The organism is Roseovarius lutimaris (genome assembly GCF_900115165.1).
GTDB classification, from domain to species: Bacteria; Pseudomonadota; Alphaproteobacteria; order Rhodobacterales; family Rhodobacteraceae; genus Roseovarius; species Roseovarius lutimaris.
The window spans coordinates 55,016-70,621 of sequence record NZ_FOVP01000003.1; the positions used below are offsets into that span (position 1 = coordinate 55,016).

At 63.0% G+C, this 15,606-nt stretch carries 11 protein-coding genes and 2 pseudogenes; 3 read left to right on the forward strand and 10 right to left on the reverse strand.

The window, feature by feature from the left end; genetic code table 11:
- Window positions 1-33: 33 nt before the first annotated feature.
- Entirely contained in the window at window positions 34-1,437 is a 1,404-nt protein-coding gene (gene sauS / locus BMZ91_RS03290) for an acylating sulfoacetaldehyde dehydrogenase (RefSeq protein ID WP_092834276.1), read from the forward strand.
- A complete protein-coding gene (locus BMZ91_RS03295) occupies window positions 1,434-2,945 on the forward strand; it encodes a class I adenylate-forming enzyme family protein (RefSeq protein WP_092834278.1) in 1,512 nt (503 codons plus the stop codon). Before sauS ends, BMZ91_RS03295 begins: the two co-directional genes overlap by 4 nt.
- 11 nt (window positions 2,946-2,956) lie before the next feature.
- Here BMZ91_RS03295 and BMZ91_RS03300 read toward each other — a convergent pair whose 3' ends face one another.
- The 3 genes from BMZ91_RS03300 to BMZ91_RS03310 all read right to left on the reverse strand — a co-directional run bounded on the left by BMZ91_RS03300 (window position 2,957) and on the right by BMZ91_RS03310 (window position 7,521).
- The gene (locus BMZ91_RS03300; protein WP_245736191.1) at window positions 2,957-4,987 is read right to left on the reverse strand and encodes a capsular polysaccharide biosynthesis protein; all 2,031 of its coding nucleotides are present in this window, start codon (window positions 4,985-4,987) and stop codon (window positions 2,957-2,959) included.
- Window positions 4,977-6,131 (reverse strand): polysaccharide biosynthesis/export family protein, encoded by a 1,155-nt coding sequence (locus BMZ91_RS03305; RefSeq protein ID WP_177193772.1) that lies wholly within the window; start codon window positions 6,129-6,131, stop codon window positions 4,977-4,979. The genes BMZ91_RS03300 and BMZ91_RS03305 overlap by 11 nt, the downstream gene beginning before the upstream one ends.
- A 97-nt stretch (window positions 6,132-6,228) precedes the next feature.
- The gene (locus BMZ91_RS03310; protein WP_092835099.1) at window positions 6,229-7,521 is read right to left on the reverse strand and encodes a capsule biosynthesis protein; all 1,293 of its coding nucleotides are present in this window, start codon (window positions 7,519-7,521) and stop codon (window positions 6,229-6,231) included.
- A gap of 142 nt (window positions 7,522-7,663) precedes the next feature.
- On the opposite strand from BMZ91_RS03310, the gene BMZ91_RS03315 reads away from it, so the two are divergent.
- The gene (locus BMZ91_RS03315; RefSeq protein WP_092834280.1) at window positions 7,664-8,251 is read left to right on the forward strand and encodes a riboflavin synthase; all 588 of its coding nucleotides are present in this window, start codon (window positions 7,664-7,666) and stop codon (window positions 8,249-8,251) included.
- A gap of 4 nt (window positions 8,252-8,255) precedes the next feature.
- Here the strand turns inward: BMZ91_RS03315 and BMZ91_RS03320 are convergent, their stop codons facing one another.
- From BMZ91_RS03320 to BMZ91_RS03350, 7 genes and pseudogenes are all read right to left on the reverse strand, one after another.
- The gene (locus tag BMZ91_RS03320; protein WP_092834282.1) at window positions 8,256-8,906 is read right to left on the reverse strand and encodes a DUF3726 domain-containing protein; all 651 of its coding nucleotides are present in this window, start codon (window positions 8,904-8,906) and stop codon (window positions 8,256-8,258) included.
- Window positions 8,903-10,593: pseudogene (locus BMZ91_RS03325) on the reverse strand (hypothetical protein). Before BMZ91_RS03325 ends, BMZ91_RS03320 begins: the two are co-directional and overlap by 4 nt.
- A 49-nt stretch (window positions 10,594-10,642) precedes the next feature.
- Window positions 10,643-11,627 (reverse strand): annotated as a pseudogene (locus tag BMZ91_RS03330) (membrane dipeptidase).
- Complete coding sequence (locus BMZ91_RS03335; RefSeq protein WP_092835101.1) at window positions 11,624-13,006, reverse strand: aldehyde dehydrogenase family protein; 1,383 nt, start codon at window positions 13,004-13,006, stop codon at window positions 11,624-11,626. The pseudogene BMZ91_RS03330 and the gene BMZ91_RS03335 overlap by 4 nt, the downstream one beginning before the upstream one ends.
- Window positions 13,007-13,102: 96 nt before the next feature.
- Window positions 13,103-13,984 carry a LysR family transcriptional regulator gene (locus tag BMZ91_RS03340; protein ID WP_092834284.1) on the reverse strand — a complete coding sequence of 294 codons (882 nt, stop codon included), beginning with the start codon at window positions 13,982-13,984 and terminating at the stop codon, window positions 13,103-13,105.
- Between the two features lie 86 nt (window positions 13,985-14,070).
- Entirely contained in the window at window positions 14,071-14,856 is a 786-nt protein-coding gene (locus tag BMZ91_RS03345; protein ID WP_092835103.1) for an ABC transporter permease, read from the reverse strand.
- A complete protein-coding gene (locus BMZ91_RS03350) occupies window positions 14,853-15,605 on the reverse strand; it encodes an ABC transporter permease (RefSeq protein ID WP_092834286.1) in 753 nt (250 codons plus the stop codon). Before BMZ91_RS03350 ends, BMZ91_RS03345 begins: the two co-directional genes overlap by 4 nt.
- Window position 15,606: the final 1 nt, after the last annotated feature.

Here is a 15,606-nt window from a genome sequence, read left to right on the forward strand (position 1 = left end):
GGGTGGGGGTCCCCCGAGTAAGGACAAAAGACCATGAATGCCCCAGACGCAATTGCCCAAGTTGATGCCATCGTTGCCCGCGCCCGCGAGGCCCAAAAGACCTATGAGGCGAACGGCTCGCAGGGCCGTTATGACCGTGCCGCACAGGCCGCCGCCTGGGCCATCATGGAGCCCGCGCGCAATCGCCATCTGGCCGAGCTTTCGGTTGAAACCACCGGCCTTGGCAATGTGGCGGACAAGGTTATCAAGAACCATCGCAAGACGCTTGGCCTGATGCGCGACATCGCGCAGGCCAAAACCTATGGCGTCATCAGCGAGGACGACGAGACAGGCATCACAACAATCGCCCGCCCGATGGGGGTGATTGGCGCCGTGGTGCCCTCGACCAACCCGGCGGCGACGCCGGCCAACAATATCATCAACGCGCTGAAATGCGGCAATGCCATCGTGCTCTCGCCCTCGCCCAAGGGCGTGCCCGCCTGCGAGGTTCTGTTGGGCTATATCCACGCCGAGTTCGACAAGATCGGCGAAGACCGCGACCTGGTCCAGATGGTGCCGGCGCCGGGATCAAAGGACAAGACGCAGCGCCTGTTGGAAATCAGCGACCTGATCGTTGTGACCGGATCGCAAAATAACGTCAAACGCGCTTATACCTCCGGCACGCCAGCGCTTGCGGTCGGGGCCGGAAATGTCACCGTGATCGTCGATGAAACATCCGATCTGCGCGCCGCCGCCGAGAAAATTACCGCCTCGAAAACCTTTGATAACGCGACCTCATGCAGTTCGGAAAATGCGATTGTCGTGGTCGATGCGGTCTTTGACGCTTTCATGGACGAGCTGGCCAAGGTGGGCGGCGCACATGTGCGCGACGAGGCGAAGATCGTGGCCCGGCTCTGGCCTGACGGCCACCTAAACCGCGCGGTGATCGCGCAGGACGTCGACAAGATGCTGGCCGCGCTTGATATGGTGGGCGAGGTGCCAGACGATACCAAATTCCTTGCGGTCGAAACCACCGGCATCGGCCCCGATCATCCGCTCTCTGGGGAAAAGCTGTCGCGGGTGGCGGCATTGTACCGCGCGCGGGATTTTGACGATGCGGTCGCGCTCACCGCGCGGATTCTGGCCCATCAGGGGGCAGGCCATTCTGTCGGGCTTCACTCGACCGATGCGGCGCGCGCGATTGCGCTTGGGGTTACCATTCCCACCTGTCGCGTGATCGTCAATCAGGCGCATTGTTTTGCCACCGGTGGGGCCTTTAACAACGGCATGCCGTTTTCGCTGTCGATGGGCTGTGGAAGCTGGGGCGGCAATTCGATTGATGACAACCTGCATTGGAAACACTTCATGCAGACCACCAAGATCATCCGCGAGATCCCAGCCCGCGAACCAAAGGTCGAGGATATTTTCGCCGCTTATTGGGACATCGCAGGACAATGAAACTGGACCGGAACACGCCGCCAGAGGGCACGGTGCGCGATTGGCTTGAATATCGCGCGGCGACGGATGACATCGCCTTTATCTTCACCGAAGACGGCACGAGCCTGCGCTGGTCCGAGCTGCGCGCCGAGGCGGCACATATTGCCTCAGAGCTGACCGTGGCGGGGCATGCCAAGGGCGAAAGCGTTGCCATTCTGCACCCCAACGGGCGTGCGGCGGTCATCGCCTTTTACGGCGCGCTTTATGGCGGTTTTCGCGCCACGATGATCAACCTTGCCGCGGGGCGCGACGCGATTGCCTATGCGCTTGACCATAGCGACGCATGCACCGCCTTTGTGCATGAAAGCGCCGCCGAGATATTCGCCGCCGCGAAGCCCGAGAGCATGACCCGCTTTGCCGCAGAGGGGGCGCCGGGCGCGGCCAGCGTGCTTCACGATATCACACCGCAGGACCACGCGCTTTTGATGTATACCTCGGGCACCACGGGGCGGCCCAAGGGGGTGGTGCATAGCCATGCGAGCCTGTTGGCGGGCGGTTGGACCACGGCGATTGCCCATGGCTTGCAACCCGAGGATCGTGGCCTGTGCGTCTTGCCGATCTATCACATCAACGGGTTGTGCGTGTCGATCATGGGGGCGCTTGTCTCGGGGGGCTCTATCGCGATGTCACCGAAGTTTTCGGCCGGTCAGTTCTGGACCGATGCCGGGGCATCCGGGGCGACATGGTTTTCGGTCGTGCCGACCATCATCAGCCACCTGTTGCACGCCCCCGGTGATCCCGATCCGATCACCAGACGGCGTTTGCGGTTCGGGCGCTCTGCTTCATCGGCGCTTGCGCCGGATGTGCAGACCGCGTTCGAGACCCGCTTTGACGTGCCGATTATCGAGACCATGGGGCTTACGGAAACGGCGGCGCAGATTCTGTCTAACCCGCTGCCGCCCATGGTGCGCAAGATCGGCTCGCCCGGTGTGGCCTATGGCAATGAGGTGGCCATTTTGGGCGCTGACCTGCGGCCTTGCCCGCCCGAGGTCGAAGGCGAAATCGCCATTCGCGGGCCCAATGTCATGCTTGAATACCTCAAGAACCCCGAGGCGACGCAAGCCGCATTTGCCGGTGACTGGCTGCGCACCGGCGATCTGGGGCGGGTCGATGGCGATGGCTATGTCTTTGTCACCGGTCGCCTCAAGGAGTTGATCATCAAGGGCGGCGAAAACATCGCCCCGCGCGAGATCGACGAGGCGCTTTATACCCATGGCGACGTGATCGAGGCGGCGGCCTTTGCACGGCCCTGCAAGAGTTACGGCGAGAGGGTCGAGGCGGCTGTGCGCCTGCGCGACGGCTCGGCGCTGTCGGGGGCCGAGTTGCGGCAAATCTGCGTTGATCGTGTCGGTAAATTCAAGGCGCCCGATGTGGTGCATATCATTGACGAATTGCCCAAGGGCCCCTCGGGCAAGATTCAGCGCATGAAGCTCGCCGAGGTTCTGGTCACGCTTGAACCCTCAGGCTAACTCCCAAGTCCTCAGCGCCAGAGCCCGGCGTATGAGGCAAACAGCCCCTGAAGCTTGGCCAGGGCGCGATTGGCGGCGCCTGCGCGTGGCGCCTCGCCGTTACTCAGGCGATCAATCACCACCTCAACCGGGCAGGGCGAAGCGGTTTGGGGATCAAAATAGCGCGGATAATCAATCAGAGTGGCATGCACCAATCCCGCAAGCGTCGGGCGCGCGCGACGCCGCGGCGGGGGCGTGCCAAGATCGCGCGTGAGGCCCCAGCCGGCATAGAACGGCGCGCCGGTGGTGGTGACGGGCACGCCGCGCAACAGCGCCTCGAACCCCAGCAGCGAAGTCATGGTCCAGACCTCCTGAACCTCGGCCAGAAGCGCGGCCGGATCGGTGCCACCCACCACCAGATCGGCCAGCGTGCCCATGCGCTCGGGGTCAATCGCGCCGGGGCGCAGGCCCGCCTCGACATCGGGGTGGGGTTTGTAGAGGATCACCGCGCCGGGGTTCTTGTCACGCACCAATTCCAGCAGCGCCAGATTGGTGTTGACCGCCCCCGCCCCAAGCCGGATCGAGGCGTCATCCTCGACCTGACCGGGCACCAGAATGCGATGGCCCGGCGGAAGATCGGGCAGCGCGCCGCCAAGGTTGTACTTGCTCAGACCCGCGCCGGTCAGCCGCCCGATCACGCCTTCGGCGCGCAAGCGCTGATCGGGGCGCAGGTCGGCGCGCAGGGCAATCAGCCGCTCAAGGCGGCTTTCGCAAGCGGGATCGTAATAAATGCCAAGGTCGTCGGCGACCAGCGAGAGCGGCGGCACCAGATCGGCCCCAAGCCCGCGCGAGCGCAGGAACCCGTCCTCGATACGCACGGCCGCCTTGGGGCCGACTTCGGGTCTGGAGGCCCAGACCATCGCCGGGCGATCCGGCAGGGCGCTGGCGGATTTGGGGAATTTCAACCGGCGATACCGCCCAAAAAACCGCTGAAGTGGCGCGCGTTTCCACAGGCGCATGCCATAGGCGGCCCAGCCCTTGTGATCCTCGCGCCAGGCGCGGGTTTCGGCCTCAAGCGTGCTGATTGCGGTGTCAAGATCGCACAGGCAGTCGCGATAGGGGTCGTACCATTTGGGATAGAGCAGCATCGCCCCGGCAAAAAGCTGCGCCCGCGTCAGGGAGCGCGCGCGCCGCTCAAGGCGGAGCGGATGGCGATCATCGCTCAGATCCCAGCCGGCATAGAAGGGCTGACCAAAGACCCTCGGCCGGTGACCTGCAAAAATCGCCTCGAAGCCGAGTTGCGAGGTGACGGTATAGACCGCGATTGCGCCCTCAAGCAGGGCCCAGGGGCTGACCGGATCGCTGAACAGGGTGATGCGGTCGGTTTCGTCGCTGGCGCTGAAATAGCCCTGGCGATGCCCGGCATCGGTTTCGGGATGGGTCTTGATCAGGATACGCGCGCCGGGATTGTCCTCTTGCGCGTAATAGAGCATCTCGCGAAACGTATTGGCGTCGGCGCCGCCAAATGTGACGCTGGCATCACCACGGGTCTGGTCGATCACCAGAACATAGCCCGGATCGGGGCAGGGGTGCCTTGGGTCAAAGGCGTTGTATTTTGACAGATGCGCCTCGGCTAGACGTGCGATGCCTGCGCGCGCGCGGTCCAGAAGCGCGGTGTCATCCAAAGGGTGCGTCTTTAGAATAATTTCAAGATCAGAGGGCTGCGCGCTGTCAAACGCCGCGCCGCGATGGTCGATCACAAGGCCAAGCGGCGGCTCGCCGTCGCGTCCGGGATGCAGCGAGCGCAAAAAGCCATCCTCGACCCGGATCAGCCCCGCGCCGCTGCGCCGGGCCATGGCCTCGCCGCGATGCGCATAGGGGCTGTGGCCCCAGACCGCGATCAGGTCATCGGCGCCGGGTTTGCCAAGCGCCAGGTCATAGCCCGCAAGCGACAGGATGCGGCGGATGCGGCGCTGGCGCAGAAACCCGGCGTTGTAATAGAAAACCCGCCGGGATGTGGTGGTCCCGGCGGGCTCAGATATGTGCGCGGTGTCAGAGCCCACTGCCGCTAAGCGTGTCGCCTGCGGTCGAGAACGAACCAACCGCACCAAGTGTGCCGGTGAGGGCTGCGATGACCTTGGCCCATTGGGCGAAGGGCGCTTCCGTCACATAGAGCGTGTCATCGTCGCGGACTGCAAAATCGCGCGCGACAAACATGCCGTTGGGCTTGGTCAGGTCGAGCACATAAATCATCCGCTGCGCGCCGATGAGATCATCGCGTGCAAGCACCTGATTGGCGATTTCCGCAGGCTCGTTGCGCAGCACGAAAACACCTGTCGGATCGGCGGCGGTGGTGGTCAGGCCGCCAACCTGTGCGATCGCCTCGATGGCGCTCAGGGTCTGGGTTTCAAAGGTCACGCGGGCCTGTGCGCCAGTTGCGCCAAGGGCGGTATAGGCGCGGGTGTCGGCCTCGACCAGAACCCGGTCGCCGCCGCGAAGCGCGATGTCGAATTGCGGATATTTGAACAGGTCCTGAAACCAGACCTTGCTGCGCTTGTCGCCCCGGATCACGGTGATCTGGGCAACTTCGGGTTCGATGGCGATACCGCCGGCCGAGGCAATCATGTTAGAGAGCGTGCGCGTGGGCCGCTCGATCGGATAGACGCCCTGCGCGCCGACCGCCCCGCTCAGCGCCACGGTTGAGCCGTTGCCGGCAAGACGGCGCACCTCGACCTGCGGGTCGGGGGTTTGTTCGTCAAGCTTGGCGGTGATAATACGGCGGATGCCCTCGGGCGAGTTGCCGGCGGCGCGGATGCGTCCCGCGTAGGGCACAAAGACAAAGCCCGAACCGTCGACCTGTACCTCTTCCAGAATGGTCTGGCTGCTGGTCTCGCTGGCCAGAAGCCCGTCATCGACGTTTTCCCAGATGGTCAGGCCAAGCGTGTCACCGGGGCTGATGGTATCTGAGCCAAGCAGGCCTGCATTCTTGAAATCATCGGTAAATCCAAGGGCTGGCTGCACGGCGGTGGCACGGGTCACGCGGTCGTTCACCGTAACGACAAAGGCGTCGCCCTGCCGTTGAACAGAGCCCGCGTAAATTTCACGTTTGTTCGGTCCGACGCGGGGCAGGACGCCACAAGACGCCACGATTGACGCAATGGCCAAAGCGGCGACGGGCTTCGCCCATCGGGAATGTTGGGATTTCACTGCTCGGTCTCCTCGACCTGTTTTTGTTCTGCCTCAGTCTTTTTTTTTCAACCTACAGGAATCGTAAGTTAAAATCCAGTGTTACTGAAACCAGAGGTCAGGGGACAATCCGCAACTGTTGCCGTGGAGCCGCGGTGCCGGATTTGAGCGCGTCGTAGGGATCTTCGGGCGCGAGCATCATATCGACCGCCTGACGCAGCAATTGACGCCTGCCCCGCGCCGAATAAAACCCGCCTGCGATCTGGCTGGTTTCAAGGAGATAGCGGCGGTAATCGGTATAGGCGCGCCGGTCCGGGCGTTCGGCGCCGGCAAAGAAATCACGCAGCGGTTTGGTGCTCACGAACTCGGGTTTGGCATAAACCGCCTGACCGAAGGTGCGCAGCGGGATGCCGCGCCACAGCACCTGTTGTGCGGCGGTGGAATTGACTGTGACGGCGCTGCGGGCTTCATCCAGAAGTTGTGCAAGCTTGCCGCCACGCACATAATGTACCCGGCCCTGCACGCCATGGGCGCGCACAAGGCGGCGCAATTCGCTGCGGATCGGCGCGCGGCCATCCTCAAGCGGGTGCGCCTTGATCACCAGATGATGATGCGGCGGCGCGCCAAGGGCAAAGCCCTCGATCACGGTTTCCAGAAAGTCGGTCATGCTTGAGAACGGCGAATGCGCCTGAAACGACGCGTCATGTTCAAGCTGCAACAGCGCAAGATGATAGGGAAAGCCGCCATGGCGAATGCGCCAGGTGGCAAGGCGGCGTTCGACCGCCAGTACCGGCATCAGCAACAGGCGCTTGATATAGAGGTGAAATTCCTCCCGCACGCTGAGCGCGCGGTGCGGGCGGAAATTGCGATAGCGCCGGTTCTTGAGCAGGACAAACCCGTGATAAAGCGCGCCATAGAAAATATGCTGGCGCATGTCGCCCCAGCTTGCTGGCGGCAGGGCGGTGTCCATATCCGAGTTTTCCAGCGCCGCGCGCATCTGTTGCACGCTCATTTCCATCAGCTTTGAGTTGCCATTGGTGCCATCGCGCTCATAAGTCACCCAATAGGGCCGCATATAGCCCTCTTCAAAGACATGCACCGTCAGACCCGCAACGCGCGCGATCTCGACGGCCTGTGCGTGAATGGGGCGGGTGTCGCCGTAAAGCACGATATCGGTGATCTTCTTGTCGCTCAGGATCCGGCGAAAGGTGTCGGGCCAGTCGTCGGCGCTGCCGGTATAGGGGATATAGGTATTGCGGTCGCGCCAGAAGGCCTGATCGCCGGCGTTGAAGCCCACGCGCCAGACCTGCGCATTGGCCCGGTGCAGCATCTGCCCGAGTCGTCGAAAAAATGGCCCGTGCGGCCCCTGAAGAAACAGGAACGCGCGGTTCTGACCGGTCAGACCTGTCATGGCCCTTGCTGTCCTTTCCAACTCACTATGCCCCTCATAGCGGAGCAATCTGGCAAAAATAAGCCCCCGGATGCGCCGCTTGCTTGCCATGGCCGTGCGCCACCGCTAGGTCGAAAGAATGAGACTAGGGGAGACAGGTTAAATGTTTACTGGCATCGTTACGGATGTGGGCCGCATCCGGCAGGTTGAACAACGCGGCGACCTGCGCGCGCGCATCGCCACCGGCTATGACACGGCCCATGTCGATATCGGGGCCTCGATTGCCTGTGACGGGGTGTGCCTGACGGTGGTGGCGCTTGGCCCCGATTGGTTTGACGTGGATATCTCGGCCGAGACGGTCTCAAAGACCAACCTTTCGGCATGGGCCGAGGGGCGGCGCGTCAACCTTGAACGTGCGCTTAAGGTCGGGGACGAACTTGGCGGTCATATCGTGTCGGGCCATGTCGATGGTCTTGCCGAGGTGGTGGGCCAGCGCGACGAGGGCGACAGCACCCGCGTGACCCTGCGCGCGCCCAAAGACCTGGCGCGGTTCATCGCCTCCAAGGGATCGGTCGCGCTCAACGGGACATCGCTGACGGTGAACGAGGTTTCGGGCTGTGAGTTCGGCATCAACTTCATCCCCCACACCAAAGAGGTGACCACATGGGGCGATGTGGCGCCCGGGGATATGGTCAACCTCGAAATCGACACGCTGGCGCGCTATGTGGCGCGGCTGGCTGAGGCGGGGTAACCGTCTAGTCGTTATCGCTTAGCCCCGCACCGACGCCGGACAGGCGGCTTTGGGCCGTGTCGGGCGCATAGGTGCGATGGGCGAACTCTGTCAGGACTTGCGCGATCTCGGGCGCGATGTCGCCACGGGTCTGATGATCAAGGGGCGCGCCGCCGGTGTTGCGGGCTGCGGTGATGCGCACTGCTGTGGTGCGGTCGCGCTCAAGCGCATCGGGCTTGCCCATGGTGACCCGCGTTTCTGTGCCAAAGGTCACCGAGACGCCCGGCCAGTCGATGCAGAACGCGGTGTCGCTGTTTTGCGCCGCCGCCGCCACATAGGGCAGCAACAAAACCGGAAAGGATGTCTCGCCAAGCTCAAGCGCCTTGCCTTCCGCGATGTCTTTGGCCTGATCGCAAATCGCCGCGCCGCTGATCAGCGGGCAAAGCACCCCGCCGCTGGCCGCCCATGTGCCGGTTTCTTCCAGCGGGCAGAGCGTTGCATAGTCCGCGCCGTCATTCTGGCGCAGCAATCCCGCCAGGGCCTCGGCCCCCGGCAAGCCCGCCGCACAGAGCCAGCGTGTGGCCTTGCCGGCCTCTTCCGCTAGGCCCCAGCTTAGCCCCGCACCGCGCGCCGCCTTGCGCGACAGCCCCTCGATTTCGTTCAGGGACCAGGTCATGCGTGGCCCTCGAGGTAAGGATAGGTCCAGTCATCGGCATTGCCCGTCGCCAGCTCATCGGGGAAAGGGGCGTGCTGAAACATGTTGATGCGCAACCACCGATCCGAGCGTGGATCGAAATGACAGGCCCCGAAGAACGACAGCTTGGCGCGCAGCATGTCGATAGGCAGAACGCTGGCGGCAATCGTGTTGTCGCGGATTTCGGCGTAGGGCAGGCGCGCGGCGATCTGGGCGCGGCGCACCACGTGGCGATGCTCGGGATGCCGGAGCAGGAAACCGGCCACCGGCCCATCGGGAAAGCCGGTCAGATCTGCGTACATCCGCGCGGCGTCGCGGCCCGGACAAAGCGGCTGCTCGTAAGGTTCAATCGGCTCTGCGTAGCGCTCGCCCAGGCGCGGTTCAAGCTTTGCTTCAGAGGTGTACCAGACCCGCGCGGTGGCGTCCCGCTCGGCCCAGTCGATCTCAAGCGCCCAGCCATAGATATCCTGCGTCAGCGCGCGCAGATCCCTGACCTGCATCGCCCCGTCTATCCGCTAGGTGGCCTCCTCGTCGGCGGCCATGCAACAGCTCAGCCGATCCACCAGATCGCCGTAGGGTTCCATCAACAGCGAGGCCAAAAGCTCCTGCCCCTCGACGCTTAACGCGGTTTCCCCCAGAGCCAGAGGCGGTTCCAGGGCAGGTTGCCGGTCAGGTCGGCGCTTTGCAGATATTCGGCAAGCCGATCCATATCGGCGCAGAGGTCTTGCAGTTTTGCAATCTGTATCGGGTGTTCGGACTGCCAGCCGGTGGCGTGCAGGCGCGCGCGGGCGGCGAAATCGCGAAAGCTCTGCGCGGCCTCGGGGCGCGCACCGGGCAGGGCGTGAATGCGCGCCAGGGCCTCTTCGCGCGCCGCGATCCAGTTGTTGAGCAAGGCCGGATGGTTCAAAAGGAAGGGCGCCATGCCAAGCCCGGTTGAATTGCCGATACCAAAGCGCCGACGCAGGTTCGGCGCCAGCGGCACGGCGGTTTCGGGCGCGCGCAGGGCGGCCAAATGCTCGACCAGATCCATCACAAAGGCGCGGGTCAGAAAGGCCGGCAGCATCTCGATCTGAAAGGGGGCCTGAAATTCATCCCTATGGGCGGTCTTTTCGCGATCTGCCGCGCCGAATTTGCCAGAGCCATAAACCGCCGTCGTGCGCATCAGATAGCCGACATCGTCAATGCGGGCCTGATCGGGCTGTTGCCCGCGCGCAAGGCAATCGACCACATAATCCCAGAGCCGGACCGAGCGGTTGGCGCGGCTTAGCGACAGTTCCTGCTCGCTGACGCGCCCGGCCTCCTGGCGGGGCACGTTTTGCGACAGACGATCAAGATCGGCGGGGGTGGGAATGCCGTCAAACAGGGTGAATGTGGCATCCCATTCGGTTGCAATTACCCGATCCGAGCGTTTCTCGGGCGGCAGGTCATTGGCAAAGGCGATCAGGGAATAGGCGCGTTCGGGCCCTTGCGCGGTATAGACGGCATGGCCAACACCGCGCGCGTCGATCTGAAAATGCGGGCGCGAGAAGGTCCAGCTCTCAGCCTTGAGACGGCGCAGCAGGATGCGCATGAACGACAAGCGCGATTGATGGAACGAGCCGAGGCGGGAAAGGCGCATGACCAGATTTGGGTCACGCGGGGGAACGGTGGTCGGGGGCGTCGCCTGCATTGTCATCCTCCGGGTAACGCCTTTGATATAGCGCGGGATTGGGGTTTGTTCAGGCGGTTTCTGGCCCGAAGTTTTCATCATAAAACCGCAGCCAGTTGTCGCCCATGATGCCTGCGACTTCGGTTTCGGAAAAGCCGATTTTGCGCAGGCCGGTCGCGATATTGCCGAAGTCGCGGTTGTCGCGGAACCACGCGGGCTGCGGCGGAAAGCCGGGGGCAGAGGCCGAGCCTTCGCCATAGTCGATTTCCTTGGTCCAGCGCCCGGCTGCGCATCCATTCGACCACGCTATCGGGTTGATCTTGGCAGAGGTCGCTGCCGATGCCGAAATGATCGACGCCATAGGTTTCCGCGGCGCGCGCGATCATCTCGCAAAAGCTGTCGACGGTACAATCGGATTTGTCCTTGAGGTGATGGGGATACATCGAAAATCCCATCATTCCGCCGTTTTGCGTCACCGCGCGGATCACATCATCGCGCTTGTTGCGCAGGGCCGGCTGCCAGCTATGCAGATTGGCATGGGTGATGGTAATCGGCCGGGTCGAGATATCGGCGGCCTCGATGGTCGAGCGGTCGGCGGAATGGCTCATGTCGACCACAAGCCCGACGCGGTTCATCTCTTTGATCACCTGACGGCCCATGCGGGTGATGCCGGGATCCTCGGCCTCGTAACACCCGGTCGCCAAGAGCGACTGGTTGTTATAGCTCAGCTGCATGAAGCGCGCGCCAAGCCGGTGCAGGACCTCGACCAGACCGATATCATCCTCGATCGGGCTCGGGTTCTGAAAGCCAAAGAAAATCGCGGTACGCCCGGTGTCCTTGGCGCGGCGCACATCGTCGCCGGTAAAGCCCTGAAAGATCAGCTCGGGAAAGCGCTCGAACCAGCGGTTCCAGGCCTCGACGTTAAGCACGGTTTCGCGAAAGTTCTCGTGATAGGCGATGGTGACATGCACCGCGTCCACGCCGCCCGCGCGCATCTCGCGGAACACCTTTTCCGACCAGTTGGCATATTGCAGCCCGTCGATCAGCACGCTCATTCCGGCACCCCTGCAGCGATATAGGCGGTCTTGACGGTGGTATAGAATTCCGCCGCCGCGCGGCCCTGTTCGCGCGGCCCATAAGAGCTGTCGCCGCGCCCGCCGAAGGGCACATGATAATCGGTGCCCGCCGTCGGCAGGTTGACGGTGACAACCCCGGTGCGCGCGTTGCGCCGGAAATGCGTGGCGCGCGCAAGGCTTTGCGTGACGATGCCAGAGGTCAGGCCGAAATTTGTGTCGTTGACGACGGCGAGCGCCTCGTCATAGCCATCGACCTTGATCACCGAGGTGAGCGGCGCGAACATTTCCTCGCGGGTAACGCGCGCACCGCCACAGGCAAGCTCGGCGCCCTCGGATTTGCCAAGATCGACATAGGCGAGGTTTTCATTGAGCTGGGTTTCACTGACCACCGGGCCAAGCTGTGTATCGGCCTCGAACGCGTGGCCAACCTTCATCGCCTCGGCCCCCGCGACAAGCTTTTCGACAAAGGCGTCGTGAATGCCCGCATGCACCACAAGGCGCGAGGAGGCGGTGCATTTCTGCCCCGTGCCGCCAAAGGCGCCGCCAAGCGCAAGGCTGACGGCGAGATCAAGATCGGCGTCCTCCATCACCGCAAGGGCGTTCTTGCTGCCCATTTCCATTTGCACCTTGGTGAGGTTCTGGATCGCGGCACTGGCGATGCCCTTGCCCACCGGCACAGAGCCTGTGAAGGAAATCGCGTTCACTTTCGGGCTTTCGACCAGACGCTGGCCGATGCTTCCGCCCGCTCCCATGACAAGGTTAAAGAGGCCCTTGGGAATATCCTGGCGCGAGATGATTTCGGTCAGCGCATAGGCAGAGGCCGGCGTCATATTCGCGGGCTTCCAGATCACAGCATTGCCATAGCAAAGCGCCGGGGCGATCTTCCAACTGGCGGTGGCGGTGGGAAAGTTCCACGGGCTGATCACGGCGACGGTGCCGATCGGCTCGCGGCGCACATCGACCTCGACGCCGGGGCGTACGGAATCGGCGTTTTCGCCAAGCTGGCGCAGGCATTCGGCGGCGTAATAGGTAAAGAACTGACCGGCGCGAAACACCTCGCCCTTGCCCTCTGCCAGCGGCTTGCCCTCTTCGCGGCTCAGCAGGCGGCCAAGTTCTTCGGCGCGGGCCATCATCTCGGTGCCGATCGACATCAACACCGCCTGCTTGCGCTCGATCCCGTAGGCGGCCCATTCGGTCTGGGCGGCGCGGGCGGCGTCAAGCGCGCGCTCAAGCTGATCGGGAGTGGCCTGCGCATAAAGCCCGATCAGATCGCTGATGTCCGACGGGTTGCGGTTTTCGATCTCTGCGTCACCGGCAACCCAGTCCCCTGCGATGTAATTGAGATATGTCTTGGCCATGGTTTGATCCCTTTGCTTGCGTCCCGCATAAAGGGACACAGATCAAACTTCAGAACAAACGAGAAATACTTGAATTTAATTCAGTAAAACTGAATTTCAGGCGCGATTGACCAGAATTTCGGCCTGCCGGATGGTACGGGCCAGCACGCGGGCGGCGGGGGTGAGCATTTTTTCGGGTTGGGTCACCATCCAGACCTCGCGCCGGGCGGTGCTGTCGATCAGCGGCAAAAACGCCAGATCGGAAAACTCCGTCAGCACGGTCAGTTCCGGCAGGACGGTCACGCCGACCCCTGCGCGCACCAGGCTCAGGATCGAGGTGGTGTTGCGCACCATCAGGTTTGAGTTGGCCAGAATGGGCGCGAAATCGGCATCGGTGATATGCTGGCAGAGGCCATTGGCGATGAAATTCGAACCCGCAAGATTGGCCCAGCCAAGGGTTTTCCAATCGCGCGCCAGCGGGTCATCGGCGCGACAGACAAGGCCAAAGGCATCGGTAAAGACAAGGTGGCGCTCTAACCCCGGCATCGGCGGCAAGCTTGCCAGACCGATATCGGCGCGCTCTGCGGCCAACTCGCGCTGAACGCTGGCGGAATCGCTATCGCTCATGTCGATGCGCACACCGGGGTGAGCCGCCATGTAGCGGTGCAGGATCGGTGGCATCACCGCCTGCGCGACCGAGGGGGTGACCGCAAGGCGCACATGGCCAAGCTCGGCGCGTGACAGCCCTTCGATGGCGGCAATGGTGCGGTCAAAATGCGCCAATTCGCGGCTGGCCTCGATCTGAACCAGCTCGCCCAGGGGCGTCAGGCGCGATTTGCGCGCGGTCTCGAACAGCGGTGCGCCGATGTGATCCTCGAATTGTTTGAGCATCATGGAAACGGCCGAAGGCGTGCGCCCAAGGGCGGTGGCGGCCTCGGCCAGGCTTCCGTGATCGGCGACGGTGCGAAAACAGCGCAGCATTTCGATCTTGATCGACAAATTCAGGCCCTCTGAAGTTTTGCCCGCATAGTTTGCGTGGTCTTGAATAAGAGGAGCGGTGCCCTGCTGTCTAGGGGCGCGCGACGCTAGCCCCGGCGCGGGCGGTCGGGCACCCGGTCTTCGATCTTTTTGAACGCAAGCGCGATGATCCCGGCGATGATCATATAGACCAGCGCCAGCAAAAGCAGCGGCTCGTAAACAATGAAGGTGTCAGAGCGCACCCGGCTTGAGACCGAATAAATCTCGATCACGGTGATCGTCGCGACAAGCGGTGTCGCCTTGAGTTGCAGGATGGTTTCCCCGCCAAGCGTCGGCAGAACGTTGCGAATGGCCTGCGGCAGCCAGATCCGGCGGAATATGGTCCGGCGCGGCATGCCAAAGGCGCGCGCGGCCTCAAGCTGGCCCTTGTTGACCGAGGCAAAGGCGCCGCGCATCACCTCGCCCTCATAGCCCGCATAGGACAGGGTGAGGGCCAGCACCGCATAGGGCCAGGCCTGTCGCAGATAGGGCCAAAGCTCAGAGCCGCGAATCCACGGGAATTGCGGAAAAAGCGAGCCAAGTCCGTAGTACAAAAGCCAGATTTGCAGCAAAAGCGGCGTGCCCCGGATCACCGTGCAGAACGCCTTTGCCGGGGCCGACAGATACCAGGGGCCGATCGCCTGTGCCAATCCGAGCGGCACGGCGAGGGCAAAGCCAAGCACGACCGTCACCACCAATATCCAGATCGTGCGCCACAGACCTTCAAGCGCAAGGGGGGCGTATTCCGGTAGCCAGTCCCAGCGAAGCGACAGGGCGCACCAGAGGATCAGCCCGGCAAAGAGCGCCATCAGAAAGATGCGATGCGGTTGCAGGAAGGCACGCCAGCCGGTCATTTCGTGCCCCCCTTGAGCGAGGGCTGGCCGCGCCGCGCCCATTTCTCGATCCGCGCGAAAAGCGCGCCGGAAAATAGGGTCACGATCAGGTAAAGCGCGCCGGCGGCCAAAAAGAAGGTGAAATAGGCGCGCGTGCTGCCGGCCGCCTGTCGGGTTTCAAGGGTCAGCTCGCTAAAGCCGACAATCGCCAAGAGGGCGGTATCCTTGGTGGCGATCAGCCACAGATTGGCCAGCCCCGGCGTGGCAAAACTCATCATCGCCGGGATCGTCACCCGCCGCAGCGTCATCAGCGGTGGCATGCCAAAGGCGCGCGCGGCTTCAAGTTGACCGGGCGGAATCGCCTGAATGGCACCGCGCAAAACCTCAGTCGAATAGGCGCCCTGCACGATGCCAAGCACCCAGATACCGGCGACGACGCCGCTGATTTCAACCCGGCCATAGCCCATGGCAAGCGCGGCCTGATTGATCAGGTCGCTGCCCACGTAATAGAGGATCAGGATCAGCACGAGTTCGGGCACGGCGCGGATCACGGTGGTGTAAATCGCCAGCAGATCACGCAGGATCGGGCCGCCGTAAAGCTTGCCATAAGCCCCGAACAGCCCGATCAAAAGGCCAAAGCCAAAGGCCCCGAGGGCGATCTGCAAAGAATTGGCCAGCCCGCGCAACAGATTGCCACCCCAGCCCGGAGGCGAGAGCGACAAAAGCTGGACGGACTGGCTTAGCCCGAGGGTGTCGAGCAGGCTTTCCAAA

Bases quoted from the DNA above. Each gene is read 5' to 3' on its own strand.
- BMZ91_RS03310 (WP_092835099.1), bottom strand. From the start codon at position 7,521: ATGACAGGTCTGACCGGTCAGAACCGCGCGTTCCTGTTTCTTCAGGGG.
- BMZ91_RS03320 (WP_092834282.1), bottom strand. From the start codon at position 8,906: ATGACCTGGTCCCTGAACGAAATCGAGGGGCTGTCGCGCAAGGCGGCG.
- BMZ91_RS03345 (WP_092835103.1), bottom strand. From the start codon at position 14,856: ATGACCGGCTGGCGTGCCTTCCTGCAACCGCATCGCATCTTTCTGATG.
- BMZ91_RS03335 (WP_092835101.1), bottom strand. From the start codon at position 13,006: ATGGCCAAGACATATCTCAATTACATCGCAGGGGACTGGGTTGCCGGT.
- BMZ91_RS03295 (WP_092834278.1), top strand. From the start codon at position 1,434: ATGAAACTGGACCGGAACACGCCGCCAGAGGGCACGGTGCGCGATTGG.
- BMZ91_RS03315 (WP_092834280.1), top strand. From the start codon at position 7,664: ATGTTTACTGGCATCGTTACGGATGTGGGCCGCATCCGGCAGGTTGAA.
- sauS (WP_092834276.1), top strand. From the start codon at position 34: ATGAATGCCCCAGACGCAATTGCCCAAGTTGATGCCATCGTTGCCCGC.